The organism is Flavobacterium sp., from assembly GCF_027531705.1.
Classification (GTDB): Bacteria; Bacteroidota; Bacteroidia; order Flavobacteriales; family Flavobacteriaceae; genus Flavobacterium.
In genome coordinates this window covers 36,508-51,859 of record NZ_JAPZSP010000010.1, presented here as the reverse complement: position 1 = coordinate 51,859, position 15,352 = coordinate 36,508, and the positions used below count along the sequence as shown (strand labels likewise).

The following is a 15,352-nucleotide window of genomic DNA, read 5'->3' as shown; positions in this document are numbered from 1 at the left end:
TTGAAAAATTCAATTAAAATTATTCCCATACTTTTTTTATTATTCGGATTTCTGTCTTTTGCTCAAACGGCTAGAGTAAAAGGAATTATACTTGACGAAACGAGTAATCCTGTTGATAACGTGAATGTTAGTTCTGCTTTTAAAAATACAATTACTGATGAAACTGGTTTTTATGAACTACTAATTCCTGCTAATAGAAAAGTGAGTTTGGTGTTTAGTCATACTTCTCTAAAAAAAGTTACGATTAATGTGGAGCTAAAACCCAATGAAGATTATGAACTCAATATTGTAATGAATGACAAAGCTGAAGGTCTTGGCGAAGTCATCGTAACGTCTAATAATAGAAAAAGAATTCAAGGAATAACTGTTATTGAACCCGAAGTTATTCGCAGAATTCCTGGTGCAAATGCGGGAATTGAAAATATTATCAAAACACTTCCAGGTGTAAACTCTAATAACGAATTGAGTACACAATATTCGGTTCGTGGTGGAAATTATGATGAAAATTTGGTTTATGTAAATGATATTGAAGTCTATCGCCCGTTTTTAGTTCGTTCGGGTCAACAAGAAGGTTTAAGTTTTACCAATTCTGATTTGGTTCAAAATGTTGACTTTTCTGCAGGTGGATTTCAGTCTAAATTTGGTGACAAATTATCATCTGTTTTAGATATTACGTACCGTCGACCTTCAAAATTTGGAGCAGCAGCCGAAGCAAGTCTTCTTGGAGGAAGTGTTGCCGTAGATGCTGTTTCTAAAAATCAAAAATGGTCAGCTATTACCGGTGTTCGTTATCGCGATAATAGTTTGCTGGTAAACAGTCAAGAAACCGAAACCGATTTTAGACCGACTTTTGCCGATATCCAAACCAATGTTACTTTTACACCTTCGCTAAAATGGCAATGGAGTTTTTTAGGAAATGTTTCTCAAAATAAATACAACTACAAACCATTATCTCGCCAAACTAATTTTGGAACAATAGACGAGCCAATAGCTTTACAAGTTCTTTATGATGGACAAGAAAAAGATAAATACACTACACTTTTTGGAGCATTAAAAGCAGTTCACAAAGTCAATGAAAATTTCACACTCAAGTTTATAACATCTGGATATCACACACAAGAACAAGAATATTTCGACATTTTTGCTGCGTATGCATTAGGCGAAGTTGATGGAAATTTAGGTTCTGAAACCTTTGGAGATGTAACCTACAGTCGTGCAATTGGAACTCAATTAAATCATGCTCGAAACGATTTGGATGCAGTAATTGTAAATGCCGAAGTCAAAGGAAATCATGATATAAAATCACATCAAGTAGAATGGGGTTTCAAATATACTCGCGAGGATATTCGTGATAGAATTGTTGAATGGGAAGTGATTGATTCTGCTGGTTTTTCTATAAATCCGCCAATAATCGATTTACCTGATAATGACCAACCTTATAATCCTTATACTGGGCCATTAGTTCCCTATCAAAGCGTTAGAGCCAAAAATTTTGCTGTAATAAATAGATTATCGGGTTACGCTCAATGGAGTTTGAAAGACAAAATAGGTTCAAGTGATGTTTGGTATAATGCAGGAGTTAGAATGCATGCTTGGCAAATTCCAGTAGATGATTTGGACAGAAATGGAAGAGTAATTTTATGGCAATTTTCAGGAAGTAATACAAATACTCAAGCTGTAATTACTCCAAGAGCGCAATTTGCCATAAAACCTGATTGGGAGAAGGATATGATTTTTAGATTTGCTACAGGATTGTACTATCAACCACCGTCTTACAGGGAACTACGCGACAAAAATGGACTTGTAAATCCAAATGTAAAAGCACAAAAATCTATTCATTTTGTTTTGAGTAACGATTATAGTTTCAAAATGTGGGATAGGCCATTCAAGTTGGTTTCGGAAGCTTATTACAAATCAATGACCGATGTAAATCCGTACACTATTGAAAATGTTAGAATTCGCTATGCAGCCAACAATAATGCGGTTGCATTTGCCCAAGGATTAGATTTCAGACTAAACGGCGAATTTGTTCCCGGAACCGAGTCTTGGTTAAGTTTTGGTTATCTAAAAACAAAAGAAAACATCGATAATAGAGGAGATATTGCACGTCCAACCGATCAGCGATTGAAATTTGCTATATTATTTCAAGATTATATGCCCAATATTCCAAGTGTGAAAATGTATTTGAACCTAGTTTATAATACAGGTCTTCCAGGCGGTTCACCATCGTATGCCGATGTTTATGAATACCAAAATAGACTAAGAGATTACCGAAGAGCTGATGCTGGATTTTCGTATGTTTTTACCGAAAACAACAAAAATAGGAGAGATGGTCATTGGTTGAAAAACTTTAAAGATTTATCAGCTGGATTTGAAATTTTTAATCTTTTTAATAATCAAAATGCCATCACGAATACGTGGGTTAGAGATGTTTACACCAAAAATCAATACGGAATTCCCAACTATATGACCACTAGAGTTTTTAATATTAAGTTGACCGCGAGATTGTAGAAAAATTTCATTATTTTTGACTTATAAATTTTCTATTTAAATGAGAAACATATTCAAATATACTTTTATAGCATTAGCAACAGTATTAGTTAGTTGCAAAGAAGAAGTAACAAAACCAAAAGTTAGCTACGATTCTTCAAAGCAAAAAGCGGAAGTTAAAACAGATGCTCCTAAAATTTTGTTAGCTGATTTGCCAATTCAAATGGAAGGAACAAATGTTTTGATTCACCCAATTGGTGAGTTTAGCGTTGCCGATGGTGTTTCAAAATCACGTTATTCTGGTTCAGAAAGAGAAAGTTTTACAGTATCTAATTCGAGTGAAAATGAAATTACAGGTTATTTGAGTAATTTTAAATTTCAAGAAATTGGATCTGATTCGTTAAGAGTTTTAACCGATAAACCCGTTTTGATTGAACGAGTTACTTATTTAAAATCAATTGCAGACAAAACTAAAAATCAAATTTTAGTATATGTTCTAGCCGATATGGATACTAATAAAGACGATAAGTTAGATTCAAGCGACATAAAATCTTTGTATTTGAGCAAAATTGATGGCACATCTTTCACAAAAGTTTCAGAAGAATTAATGGAATTGATTGACTGGAATTTAGTGGAATCTAAAAATCGTTTATACTTCAGAAGTATTGAAGATACCAATAAAAACGGTGAATTCGACAAAAATGATATTATTCATTATCACTTTATTGATTTGAGTTCAAAAGATTGGAAATTTCAAGATTATTCACCAATTTAGGTTATTCGAACACTAGTTGTTCCTTAATGAAAAGTTCCCATTAAGATAATTTTGATTTTTTCGTTTTTGGTTTGTGAGAATTTTGCGAATGTAACTAATAAAAATAGTAATATTTTTTTCATATAACTTTATTTACTCTTCAAAATTGTCATAATATGTAAAATCTTTAGTTATTTTTCCGTTTTTGATGGTAAAAATAGTGCAAATTGGCAATTCAAATTTTGAATTATCTGGAGCAGTTCCTGTTGAAATAAATTCTACAACAATATGATTGTCTCCAGATGGATAAACTGCTTTTACTTCGTCTTTCAAATCTGGAAATATTTTGTTAAGTTCCGAATATTTCTTACTAGTTTGCTGTTGAGTTTGTTTTACAATTCCAACTCCTAATGATGGATCTTTAAAATCGGCAGTTTCAGTATACATTTCTGCCATTTTTTTCCAATCGTGATTGTTGAAATGTTCAAAATAGGTTTTTACAAGTTTTTCATTTTCTGTAGATTTCATATTCGTCGTTTTAGATTGATTCGTACATGAAATTAGTGAAAGCGTAATCAATAAAAATAAAATTTTTCTCATAACTGATTTTGGATTTAAAATTAAATGTCACTGTAAACTACTATTCGAAAATTGATTGATGATTTTGAATATAATATGGTTCTGTTTTTAAGTAAGATTTAAAACAAACAACTTACCACAACTTTTATTGCAGTAACTACGATTTTTATAACTAAATTTATCATGACAAAATTTGGATTTGTTATTTTTTTAGTAAAATTACTTATACTAATTATCTAAAAATTGTAAAAATGGAATCTTAGACAAATAACCAATTTATTTGACCATCTTCTTGTGGCGATAAATTTTTGAAGAATTTTTTAGGAGTAAGTCCCGTTAGTGATTTAAAATCTTTAATCAAATGTGATTGATCGTAAAACAGCATATCATAACTTAATTCGGTTAAATTATTTTTTGATTTACTATTTATTTGTGATTTTAAAGCTTCTCTAAAACGTTGAATTTTTTTGAAATCTGAAGGCGATTTACATAAATTTGATTCGAAATGCTTCGTCAGATTTTGGCGTGTAATACTATATTTCTTAGCCAAATCTGAAATAGAATAGTCTCTTTGGGTATCTTTTAAATCTTCAATAATTTGATGTAAAAAAGGATGTTGAAATTCTTTTAGTTTTGACAACCAATAACTTTCAATCAATTCTATTTTTTTGTCTAAATCATTTTCTTTCATTATGACGACAAATATTTCTTTATAATCGTCAAAAGGTATGAAATTTGCAAAAAAATCATTCGTGTAATGGCACAAAGATTTTTCTAAAAAAGCATTGAGACCAAGTGGTTTGAAATAAAATGTAATTTCATTAATATTTCCTTCATATCTTAATTTGATTGGTTTTTTGTAATGACAAATTAAGTCTGAATTTAAAGGATGCCCTTTTTTCTCTTTTATAACAGCTATATTTTCTGAAAACAAAACTTCAGAATCTTCGATAATAGAAACTATACTATAATTGTTAGGAAACGTATAATATTCTATAGGTAAATCTGCTTTTGTATTGGTTAAAAAATAGTAGCCTTCAATGTATTTTTGAAGAATCTCAGATTTTGGCTTGAAGAATTTTATTTTCAATTGGTGTGAAATATAGTTTCGTAAATTTAGATAAATTTATCATATCTAAAAGTTAAAACTTACCAAATTGTAAATGATTGCTAAATCAAAATATCACTTTCTAAATCTGATTTTTCTATTTCAAAATCAAATCCGAGTTTGTCAACCAATTCGATAACTAGTTTTTTATACCAGTTTTCAGATTTTGGATGAATGTAGATTTTTTCAATTAATTGATTAATATCTACATCAATTTTCAAACCATCATTGATTTTTATTTCTTGATTTGATAAATCGCCTACAATTCTAACTTCACGTTCGTACTGAAAACTTTTTCGTTTGAATAAAAAAGGAAAAAACATATCATCAAACGGGATGTATTCTTTTTTGTAATCGATATAATTGACTTGACCAATGTATTGTTTGAAGTTTTTTTCAACTTCTAAAGCTTTTTGCAAGCGTCCAATTGTAGATTGAATCGCCAAACCTTCACTGTTTTGAGTAAAAATTTGCCACATAGCAAACGATTCATATTCGTTTATATGCCAACTACTTACCACTACTTTTTCACGATGTGTTTTATAAAAATCCAAGAACTCAGGATTGTTGTCTGAAAGACGTTTTATTTCCTCAAAAGTTGGTTCGCTAAAAGTTCCTTCGTATTGATCTTCAAACTTATCTGAACGCGACATGAAGAGTTTTTTTGCCAAAAGCAAATCCAAAAATTTTGACAAATCCAAGTATTTCCAGACAATCGTATCAGGATTTTCAGGAAGCGTAATATTTGGATTGTGAGTATACATTTTTTAAAATTATTTAAAACTCTCTTTTTTGAAAGATTTACTCAAAACTTTGCATCATTACTAGTTTAGAATACATTCCGTCTTTGGCCAATAATTCGGCATGCGTTCCTTGTTCTACAATTTCGCCTTTTTGCATTACCACAATGTTATCTGCTTTTTGAATTGTAGAAAGTCGGTGCGCAATCACAATAGATGTTCGATTTTGCATCATATTTTCTAAGGCAACTTGTACAAATTTTTCGCTTTCAGTATCTAATGCAGAAGTTGCTTCGTCCAAAATCATAATCGGTGGATTTTTCAACACCGCTCTTGCAATTGACAAACGTTGTTTTTGTCCACCAGAAAGTTTTCCGCCGGCATCACCAATGTTAGTTTCTATTCCGTTTGGCAAATCTTTTACAAATTCGTAGGCGTTGGCAACTTTTAATGCTTCAATGATTTCTTCATCAGATGCATCAGGTTTTCCGATTAGTAAATTAGTTTTTATAGTATCATTAAATAGTATAGAATCTTGTGTTACCAATCCCATCAGTCCTCTTAACGAATGAATATTCCAATCTCTTACATCGGTTCCATCAATTTTGATGCTTCCTTCATTTACATCATAAAAACGAGTAAGTAAATTAGCAATGGTACTTTTTCCTGAACCTGATTGACCAACAAGTGCAACTGTTTTTCCTTTTGGAACTTCAATTGAAAAGTTTTTCAATACATTTTCTTCGCCATATCTAAAGTTAATGTTTTCAATAGAAACTTTATCATCAAATGTACTTTTCACAAAGGCATTTTCTTTAGAATCAATTGTATTTTCTTGTTCTAAAACTTCAAAAACACGTTCGGCTGCCGCAATACCATTTTTTACTGCATAAGAAGCTTTTGAAATAGCTTTTGCTGGAGTTAATATGTTGTAAGCCAATCCCATAAAGGATATAAAAACAGTTCCATCTAATGATTTGTCAATCAAAACTAAAGTACCACCATATAATAATAAGACTGCAATAGTGATTATTCCTAAAAATTCACTTAGCGGCGATGCTAAATTGTTTTTCTTTCCAATTTTATTAGATAAATTCAATAATCTATTAACCGAATTTTGGAATCTATTTTTGAAAATTCCTTCAGCATTGTAGCTTTTCACTACTTTTAATCCAGATAAAGATTCTTCTACTAACGAAATCATATAGCCACCTTCGTTTTGGGCGCTTAGTGATTGTGCTTTAAGATTTTTTCCAACTCTAGAAATTATTAATCCAGAAATTGGAATAAAAATGAAAACAAAAAGGGTTAATTTCCAACTAAAAGTAAACATCATTATAATGGAAAAAACAATGGTCAATGGTTCTTTTATGATAAGCTCCAAAAGCATAAAAAAAGAATTTTGAACTTCTCCAACATCGCCAAGCATTCTAGCCATGACATCACCTTTTCTTTTTTCAGAATAAAAGGAAATTGGTAAGTCAATTATTTTGTTATACATTACATTTCTTAAGCTCGCCATAACACCATTGCGAAGATGCATCATGTGATAAGAAGCCAAATAACCAGCTAGATTTTTCAATAGGAAAGTTACAATAACCAAGGCAACTACATACAAAAGCGCAATTTGTGGATTTCCATTTTCTGTTAGTTGTGTTACTTTATAATAAAAAGAACCTTCTAAGTAATTGAATAATTCCGTAATGCCAGTATATTTGGGAGCTTCGGTTACTTTGGTTGTTTTATCAAACAACACTTTCATCATGGGTATTAGTGTAACAAATGACAATGTTCCAAAAAGTGCATATAAAATATTGTAGATAATATTCCATACAACATGACTTTTGAATGGTAAAATATAAGGCTTAAGTTTCTCTATTATTTTTTTCATTAATTCAATTGCATTGCTGCTATAGTTTATAATCTTTTATAGAATGTTTTTAATTAATTGTATTTTGACCAGCATTAAGAATGTTTATTCCAGCTTTTGCAATTCCACTATTTGGAAATTCAGTTAAAGTTTTTTCATAAAATTCTTTTGCTTTTTGACCATTTCCTAGTTGTGCATAGCAAAAAGCGATATTGTTTAATGCAATTTCTTTGTAGCTAATTTTTGAAGAACTTAATAATGTAATGAATCTATAATTATCTAACCAACTATTATTTTTAAAAAACAAATAACTTTTTTCAAAGTTTTCAATTGCTTCAAGGTATTTACCTTTTTTGAAAAGTGAAATACCTTTTCTGTGATCACTAGCTATTGAAAATTTTAACAATAACGAAATTAAAATAAAAAAAATAAAGCTATAATTGATTTTGCCAGGAAAAATTATTGCGCTAATAATAAAAAATAGTATAAGAAGTAATAAGTGAATTACTATTGCTATCCAAGAAATTTGTCTTGATATTGGAAAACTTTTACTCATATAAAATTAGCTTTAAAAAAGAAAAATTATTTCAACTGCATTGCTGCTATAATGTTCTTAATTTTTTGGTCTAATTGTTTTTCCACTTCTTTGGCGTTTTCAACTTTGTCTAATGGTGCGTTTACACTAAAATAGAATTTTATTTTTGGTTCAGTTCCACTAGGGCGAGCACAGATTTTTGAACCATCTTCAAGATAATAAATCAACACGTTCGATTTGGGAATATTTATAGTTTCCACTTCATTTGTAATCAAGTTGCGTGAAGTCGAATTGTCATAATCTTCAATGCAAATAACGCGTTGACCATCGATTTCACTCATAGGATTTTCTCTCAAATCAATCATCATTTGAGTTATTTCTTGCATTCCTGATATTCCTTTTTTGGTTAGCGAAATTAAATGTTCTTTGTAAAATCCGAAATCAACATATAAATTCAATAATTCATTATATAAAGTTGTCCCTGATGCTTTTGCTTGAGCGGCAATTTCGCATACTAACAAACAAGCAGCAACGGCATCTTTATCGCGAACAGCATCACCAACCATAAATCCGAAACTTTCTTCACCACCGCCAATAAATTCCAATTCAGGAAAATCTTTGATGAATTTTGCAATCCATTTAAAACCCGTTAATCCCACTTTGCATTCAACACCATAACCCGAAGCTAATTCTAACATCATTGGAGTTGAAACAATCGTTGAACCTATAAATTGTTTTCCAGTAATTTTTCCAGCCCGTTTCCATTGTTCTAAAAGGAATGCAGTCATGATTACCATGGTTTGATTACCATTTAGCAACATCATTTTTCCATCATTGTCTCTAACAGCAACGCCTAATCTATCCGAATCAGGATCAGTTCCAATTACAATATCACCACCAATTTTATCTGCCAAAGCTAATGCCATTGTAAGCGCTTCAGGTTCTTCCGGATTTGGAGATTTTACTGTTGGGAAGTCGCCATTTGGTACTTCTTGTTCAGGAACAATATTCACATCAGTATAACCAGCTTTTGCCAAAACGCCTGGAATTGCTTTTATAGAAGTTCCGTGTAACGAAGTATAAACAATTTTTAAATTTTCTTTTGCAGCAGTTGGTGTGTTGAAACTTGCATTTTCTACAGTCGATTTTGCGAAAGCTTCATCAATAGCAACATCAATATATTCAATTAAATTTTCGTTGGCTTCAAATTTAATTTCACTATAATTCAAAGCTTCAATTACCTGAATAATTTCTTTATCTTGAGGTGGCACTAACTGCCCACCATCTTGCCAATAAACCTTGTAGCCATTGTATTCTGGTGGATTATGTGAAGCCGTTAGAACAATTCCAGCATGGCAATTCAAATATTTCAAAGCAAAAGACAATTCAGGTGTTGGACGCATATCTGAAAAAAGATAAACGTGAATTCCATTTGCCGAAAAAACATCAGCCACGACTTTTGCTAATGTATCACTATTATGACGGCAATCGTAAGCAATAGCAACTTTCAGTTGTTCGCCAGGAAACGATTTAATCATATAATTTGATAAACCTTGTGTGTTTTTTCCAAGTGTATATTTGTTTATTCTATTGGTTCCAACGCCCATTACGCCGCGCATTCCGCCTGTTCCAAATTCAAGATTCTTATAAAAACTTTCTTCTAAATCTTTTGGAGCCGAAGTCATCATTTCTTTGATTGATTCTTGCGTTTGGTTGTCAAATGTTGGTGTTAACCATTCATTTACTTTGTCTAAAATGTTTTGTTCAATTTTCATTATATATTATTTTTGAAGCTATTTCCCGCTTTTCGTTACAATTTTTCATTTTTTAAAGAAAAAAATGAAAGAATTTCCACTTCAATCGGGGCTAAGCCTATTTGTATTCATTTGTCATTCTGTAAGAATCAGTAACCAATCTTGGTTCTTTCTTTGTTATCGCTCGTTGTTTTATCTTTATCGACCAAATAATTTAGTGCTTTATAGATGTCTGGAAACTGATTTTCTATTTCTTCAATTCTAGTTTTCAATTCAGCATAAGAAAGCGAAAATTGTCTAAAAGTTACAAAAGCTCTTATTATCGAAATATTAACTTCAATAGCTTTTTCAGAATTTAGAATACTCGAAAGCATTGCAATTCCTTGTTCCGTAAAAGCAAAAGGCAAAAATTTTGAATGTTGGCCTCTTCCATTCTTTAAGGTCGCAATTTGCGACCTTAAAGAATCGGATTCATTTTTAGTCAACTCAAACATGAAATCTTCAGGAAATCTGTTAATATTCCGTTTGACAGCTTCTTTTAATCTTTTAGTTTCTGTTCCATAAAGTTCCGCTAAATCAAAGTCTAGCATTACTTTTTGCCCTCTAATTTCATAAATTTTTTGTGTAATAATTTCTAAATGTTGCATGGCGTATAGTTTTAATTTTATATTTATTTTTTCAACTTGAGGTCGCAAATTTTGACCTCAAGATTTTATTGTATTCATTATCTTATAAAGGTTTTGTTTTTTTTAATTTATAAAATTTTCTAATTTGATGTTTCTGATATCTTATATCGTTCCTCATTATTTTTAGTACGCAAAATAATTTCTCCCAAAAATCCTGCTAAGAATAATTGTGTCCCAATCATCATCGATGTTAAGGCAATATAAAACAACGGATTATCTGTAACCAATATCGTTTCAAATCCAGAATATAGTTTGATTAATTTTATTGCAATGATAAATCCAGTTGCCAAAAATCCAATTATAAACATTAAAACACCTGCTGCTCCAAAAAGGTGCATAGGTCTTTTTCCGTAACGAGACAAAAACCAAATAGTTATCAAATCCAAAAAACCATTAATAAAGCGATTAATTCCAAATTTAGATTCGCCGTATTTTCGTGCTTGATGTATTACTGGTTTTTCACCAATTTTAGTAAAACCAGCATTCTTAGCCAAAACCGGAATATAACGGTGCATTTCGCCAGAAACTTCAATGTTTTTTATAACAATATTTCTATAGGCTTTCAGTCCACAATTAAAATCATTTAGTTGCACGCCCGATGTTTTTCGAGCAGCCCAATTGAATAATTTTGAAGGTAAGTTTTTTGTTACCACATGATCATAACGTTTCTTTTTCCAGCCAGAAACTAGTTCGTAACCACCATTAGTAATCATTTCAAATAATTCAGGAATTTCGTCTGGACTATCTTGTAAATCGGCATCCATGGTAATGATGACATCACCTTGCGCTTTGGCAAAACCAGCATGTAACGCTTGTGATTTGCCATAATTTTTCATAAATCGAATGCCTTTTACATTCGAATCTTTTGCTGAAATGTCACAAATTGTTTGCCATGAATCATCAGTACTTCCGTCGTCTATAAAAAGTATTTCGTAGGAATAATTGTTGGCAATCATCACTTTAACAATCCATGAGTGCAACTCGGGTAACGATTCTTGTTCGTTTAATAATGGGATAACAATGGATAAGTTCATTAATAAACGTCTTTACTTTTAGATTTTAGAATTGCTGCTAAAATTAAACCAAAAATTATTGCGCCAACTAATGCTTGCATAAATCCAAATAATTGTCCTTTTAATGAAAATTGCGAATTTTCACGGATAGTTTTCACAGCTTCTGCAATTTGTGCTTTTGGAGTATTAAATTTTTCTAACATACCGACTTGAAAATCAACTAAATGCTCTGTAAGTATATCTTTGGCTTCTGTGTCAAAAAAGTTAAAAAGGAAAATATTGAATAGAGTAGAAATAGCAATTCCAATTAGCGCTGAAATAAAGTAAGCCGTAAAACCTTCTTTAAAGGTTAGTTGTCCGTTTAGTTCTCTTTTACATTTATTTAATAAAAGCACTCCAATTATAATCCAAACGGCTAGTAATCCAAACCCAATCCACATGTTAACAAAAAGCTTTAAGTCAATTGCATACATGAGTGAAGTTACAATGATAGCTATAGCTGCAGAAATTAAACCAAAATTTACAGCATTTTTCTTTACTATTTCATTCATAAATTTATCGTTTTTAAATTAATCTACAAATATAACAAATCCATTATTACTACGGTAAGATGTTAAGAATTAAAAAAAGTTACAGTTTAGTTTGAATATTAAAAAATAGTTGTAAATTTGCACTCTCAAATAAAAATTGAAATAACAAAAGTTGTAGTGAGTTGATACCTTTTGATTTTAAAAGCATCAAGACAAACTACTTCATAACAAATAAAGATTTACAAAAATGAAAAAAGGTGTACACCCAGAAAATTACAGATTAGTTGCTTTCAAAGACATGTCTAACGAAGATGTTTTTATTACTAAATCTACTGTTGAAACTAAAGAAACAATCACACACGAAGGTGTAGAATATCCAGTATTTAAAATGGAGATTTCTAGAACGTCTCACCCTTTTTACACAGGTAAATCTAAACTTATTGATACTGCAGGACGTATTGATAAATTCAAAACTAAATACGCTAAACACGTTAAATAGTCTTTTAGTGTTCAAATATTTAAAAACCTTTCAATTTTTTGGAAGGTTTTTTTTATGCAATAAACTTTGTAACTTTGAACAGAGTTTTATCAGTTTTTTTAAACTTTTAAACTTTTAAACTTTTAAACTTTTAAAATGAACTACATACTTTTTGACGGAACCGTTCGCAACGCATTATTACCCTTTACATTCACAAGACCTGTAGCCGATATTCGCATCGGAATTCTAACCATTCGTGAAAAATGGGAAAAATATTTAGGTTCAACCACCACAACTTTAACAGAAGAATATCTTTCAGTAAAATATCCAATGGTTGAAATGGAAGAAAATGTAATGATAAACGCTTCGTTTCTACCAAATGAAATTTTATCCGAATTGGTAAAAAATCTAGAGAAAAACCAAGCAATTTTCAAAGGTGATGAAGTAGTTGCGTTTTATACAAATGAAACTCAAGACGAAGTAGATTTTGATTCATATGAAATTATAGAATTCAATCAAGAATGTTTGACAGTTGAGCATACTTGGGAAATTTTTGCCAAAAATGATGCCGCTATTCGTGAAGATTTTGATTTAATTACAGAAGATAGAACTTCGCAACCAATCCCAAAAAGTGTAAATGTAATTGCACCCGAAAATATTTTCATCGAAGAAGGAGCAAAGCTAGAATATGTGACTTTGAATGCTTCGACAGGTCCAATTTATATAGGAAAAAATTCTGAAATCATGGAAGGCTCTGTTATACGTGGCCCTTTTGCACTATGTGAAGAAGCACAAGTAAAATTAGCAACCAAGGTTTATGGAGCAACAACTGTAGGGCCTCATAGTCGTATTGGTGGTGAAGTCAATAATTCCGTTTTAATGGGTTATTCTAACAAAGGTCATGACGGGTTTTTAGGCAATTCTGTTTTAGGAGAATGGTGTAATATCGGTGCTGATAGTAATAATTCAAATCTGAAAAATAATTACGAAGAAGTAAAACTCTGGAGCTACGAATCCGAAAACTTTGCCAAAACAGGATTGCAATTTTGTGGTCTAATGATGGGTGATCATAGCAAATGTGGTATCAACACCATGTTCAATACTGGAACAGTTGTCGGAGTTTCAACTAATATTTTTGGTTCTGGTTTTCCTCGTAATTTTGTGCCAAGTTTTTCTTGGGGTGGTGCTTCGGGTTTCACAACTTATATGACCAACAAAGCTTTTCAAACGGCAAAAATTGTAATGTCAAGACGCCATGTTGACTTTACCGAAGAAGATGCCAAAATTTTAGAACACGTTTTTGAAGAAACTAAAAAATATAGAAAAGAGTAGTTTAATTTTTTTAGCCACAGATTCACAGATAAAATAATTATAAAAATCTGTGAATCTGTGGCTATTTTATTTAAATTTGCATTCTCAATTTTTTGACAACGATTTCATCAATTGAGTTTACTTATGACAAACAAAAAGAAAGTAGCATTCTACACTTTAGGATGCAAGTTGAATTTCTCAGAAACCTCTACAATTGCACGTAATTTTCAAGACGAAGGTTTTGAACGCGTTGATTTTGAAGAAATTGCCGATATATATGTAATCAATACTTGCTCGGTAACTGATAATGCAGATAAACAATTCAAGCAAATTGTAAAAAAAGCAATGAAGCTCAACGAAAAAGCATTTGTTGCAGCAGTTGGTTGTTATGCACAGCTAAAACCTGAAGAATTAGCATCTGTTGATGGCGTTGATTTGGTTCTAGGTGCCACCGAAAAATTCAAAATTACCGATTATTTGAACGATTTGTCCAAAAATGATTTGGGCGAAATTCATTCGTGCGAAATTGAAGAAGCCGATTTTTATGTTGGAAGTTATTCTTTTGGCGACAGAACACGTGCTTTTTTGAAAGTGCAAGATGGTTGCGATTATAAATGTACCTATTGCACAATTCCGCTAGCAAGAGGAATTTCTAGAAGTGATGCTTTGGAGAATGTTTTGAAAAATGCTTCTGAAATTTCTCAAAAAAGAATAAAAGAAATTGTTTTAACAGGCGTAAATATTGGAGATTACGGAAAAGGTGAGTTTGGTAACAAAAAACATGAACATACTTTCCTAGATTTGGTAAAGGCTTTAGATGAAGTGGAAGGAATTGAACGTTTGCGAATTTCATCAATCGAACCTAATTTGTTGAAAAACGAAACCATCGAATTTGTCTCAAAAAGCCGAACATTTGTGCCACATTTTCATATACCGTTGCAAAGTGGAAGTAACGAGATTTTAAAGAAAATGAAACGTCGTTATCTTAGAGAAGTTTATACTGATAGAGTTGCAAAAATTAGAGAAGTTATGCCTTACGCATGTATTGGTGTTGATGTTATAGTCGGTTTTCCTGGTGAAACTGACGAACATTTCTTGGAAACTTATAATTTCTTGAACGAAATGGAAATTTCCTATCTACATGTTTTTACTTATTCCGAAAGAGATAATACTGAAGCAGCCGAAATGCCTGATGTTGTTCCAATGAATGTTAGAAACAAACGTAGCAAAATGTTACGAGGTTTGTCGGTTAAAAAACGTCGTGCTTTTTACGAAAGTCAAATCGGAACCAAAAGAACCGTTTTATTTGAAAGTGAAAACAAAGAAGGTTACATTCACGGATTTACAGAAAATTATGTAAAGGTAAAAACGCCTTGGAATCCAGAGTTAGTAAATACTTTACACGAAATTAATTTGACAAAAATTGATGAAGATGGAAGTGTTAGATTGGAGTTTTTGAATGTTGAGGTTTAGATAAATTTTAAAAGCTTGTCTGTTATATAAG

Annotated in this window: 14 protein-coding genes; 5 read left to right on the top strand and 9 right to left on the bottom strand. The window is 31.2% G+C overall.

From position 1 onward, the window contains the following. Positions 1-2,511 (top strand): carboxypeptidase-like regulatory domain-containing protein, encoded by a 2,511-nt coding sequence (locus tag O9267_RS04695; protein ID WP_298176607.1) that lies wholly within the window; start codon positions 1-3, stop codon positions 2,509-2,511. Between the two features lie 40 nt (positions 2,512-2,551). Continuing rightward, entirely contained in the window at positions 2,552-3,265 is a 714-nt protein-coding gene (locus tag O9267_RS04690; protein WP_298176604.1) for a hypothetical protein, read from the top strand. A 132-nt stretch (positions 3,266-3,397) separates the two neighbouring features. Here the strand turns inward: O9267_RS04690 and O9267_RS04685 are convergent, their stop codons facing one another. From O9267_RS04685 to O9267_RS04645, 9 genes are all read right to left on the bottom strand, one after another. After that, positions 3,398-3,772, bottom strand: coding sequence for a nuclear transport factor 2 family protein (locus O9267_RS04685; protein ID WP_298176602.1), 375 nt, complete (start codon positions 3,770-3,772; stop codon positions 3,398-3,400). Positions 3,773-4,082: 310 nt separating this feature from the next. Next, the gene (locus tag O9267_RS04680; protein WP_298176599.1) at positions 4,083-4,913 is read right to left on the bottom strand and encodes a helix-turn-helix domain-containing protein; all 831 of its coding nucleotides are present in this window, start codon (positions 4,911-4,913) and stop codon (positions 4,083-4,085) included. Positions 4,914-4,993: 80 nt separating this feature from the next. Beyond that, the gene (locus O9267_RS04675) at positions 4,994-5,695 is read right to left on the bottom strand and encodes a hypothetical protein (protein WP_298176596.1); all 702 of its coding nucleotides are present in this window, start codon (positions 5,693-5,695) and stop codon (positions 4,994-4,996) included. Positions 5,696-5,732: 37 nt separating this feature from the next. Continuing rightward, entirely contained in the window at positions 5,733-7,562 is a 1,830-nt protein-coding gene (locus O9267_RS04670; RefSeq protein WP_298176593.1) for an ABC transporter ATP-binding protein, read from the bottom strand. Between the two features lie 49 nt (positions 7,563-7,611). Beyond that, positions 7,612-8,097 carry a tetratricopeptide repeat protein gene (locus O9267_RS04665; protein ID WP_298176591.1) on the bottom strand — a complete coding sequence of 162 codons (486 nt, stop codon included), beginning with the start codon at positions 8,095-8,097 and terminating at the stop codon, positions 7,612-7,614. A 26-nt stretch (positions 8,098-8,123) separates the two neighbouring features. Further along, positions 8,124-9,851: a phospho-sugar mutase gene (locus tag O9267_RS04660; RefSeq protein ID WP_298176589.1), complete on the bottom strand. Its 1,728-nt coding sequence runs from the start codon at positions 9,849-9,851 to the stop codon at positions 8,124-8,126. Positions 9,852-9,979: 128 nt separating this feature from the next. Beyond that, positions 9,980-10,477, bottom strand: coding sequence for an ORF6N domain-containing protein (locus tag O9267_RS04655; RefSeq protein WP_298176587.1), 498 nt, complete (start codon positions 10,475-10,477; stop codon positions 9,980-9,982). A 119-nt stretch (positions 10,478-10,596) separates the two neighbouring features. Next, positions 10,597-11,550, bottom strand: a complete 954-nt coding sequence (locus O9267_RS04650; protein ID WP_298176584.1) for a glycosyltransferase family 2 protein — start codon at positions 11,548-11,550, stop codon at positions 10,597-10,599. Then, positions 11,550-12,080: a DUF4199 domain-containing protein gene (locus O9267_RS04645; protein ID WP_298176582.1), complete on the bottom strand. Its 531-nt coding sequence runs from the start codon at positions 12,078-12,080 to the stop codon at positions 11,550-11,552. The genes O9267_RS04650 and O9267_RS04645 overlap by 1 nt, the downstream gene beginning before the upstream one ends. 226 nt (positions 12,081-12,306) lie before the next feature. Here O9267_RS04645 and O9267_RS04640 point away from each other — a divergent pair, with 226 nt between their 5' ends. From O9267_RS04640 to mtaB, 3 genes are all read left to right on the top strand, one after another. Continuing rightward, positions 12,307-12,558 carry a type B 50S ribosomal protein L31 gene (locus O9267_RS04640; protein WP_091477071.1) on the top strand — a complete coding sequence of 84 codons (252 nt, stop codon included), beginning with the start codon at positions 12,307-12,309 and terminating at the stop codon, positions 12,556-12,558. 135 nt (positions 12,559-12,693) lie between these two features. Next, complete coding sequence (locus O9267_RS04635) at positions 12,694-13,869, top strand: GlmU family protein (protein WP_298176577.1); 1,176 nt, start codon at positions 12,694-12,696, stop codon at positions 13,867-13,869. 123 nt (positions 13,870-13,992) lie between these two features. After that, a complete protein-coding gene (gene mtaB, locus O9267_RS04630) occupies positions 13,993-15,321 on the top strand; it encodes a tRNA (N(6)-L-threonylcarbamoyladenosine(37)-C(2))-methylthiotransferase MtaB (RefSeq protein ID WP_298176574.1) in 1,329 nt (442 codons plus the stop codon). Positions 15,322-15,352 lie beyond the last annotated feature (31 nt).

Bases quoted from the DNA above. Each gene is read 5' to 3' on its own strand.
- O9267_RS04665 (WP_298176591.1), bottom strand. From the start codon at position 8,097: ATGAGTAAAAGTTTTCCAATATCAAGACAAATTTCTTGGATAGCAATA.
- O9267_RS04670 (WP_298176593.1), bottom strand. From the start codon at position 7,562: ATGAAAAAAATAATAGAGAAACTTAAGCCTTATATTTTACCATTCAAA.
- O9267_RS04645 (WP_298176582.1), bottom strand. From the start codon at position 12,080: ATGAATGAAATAGTAAAGAAAAATGCTGTAAATTTTGGTTTAATTTCT.
- mtaB (WP_298176574.1), top strand. From the start codon at position 13,993: ATGACAAACAAAAAGAAAGTAGCATTCTACACTTTAGGATGCAAGTTG.
- O9267_RS04685 (WP_298176602.1), bottom strand. From the start codon at position 3,772: ATGAAATCTACAGAAAATGAAAAACTTGTAAAAACCTATTTTGAACAT.
- O9267_RS04655 (WP_298176587.1), bottom strand. From the start codon at position 10,477: ATGCAACATTTAGAAATTATTACACAAAAAATTTATGAAATTAGAGGG.
- O9267_RS04640 (WP_091477071.1), top strand. From the start codon at position 12,307: ATGAAAAAAGGTGTACACCCAGAAAATTACAGATTAGTTGCTTTCAAA.
- O9267_RS04690 (WP_298176604.1), top strand. From the start codon at position 2,552: ATGAGAAACATATTCAAATATACTTTTATAGCATTAGCAACAGTATTA.
- O9267_RS04660 (WP_298176589.1), bottom strand. From the start codon at position 9,851: ATGAAAATTGAACAAAACATTTTAGACAAAGTAAATGAATGGTTAACA.
- O9267_RS04650 (WP_298176584.1), bottom strand. From the start codon at position 11,550: ATGAACTTATCCATTGTTATCCCATTATTAAACGAACAAGAATCGTTA.
- O9267_RS04635 (WP_298176577.1), top strand. From the start codon at position 12,694: ATGAACTACATACTTTTTGACGGAACCGTTCGCAACGCATTATTACCC.
- O9267_RS04675 (WP_298176596.1), bottom strand. From the start codon at position 5,695: ATGTATACTCACAATCCAAATATTACGCTTCCTGAAAATCCTGATACG.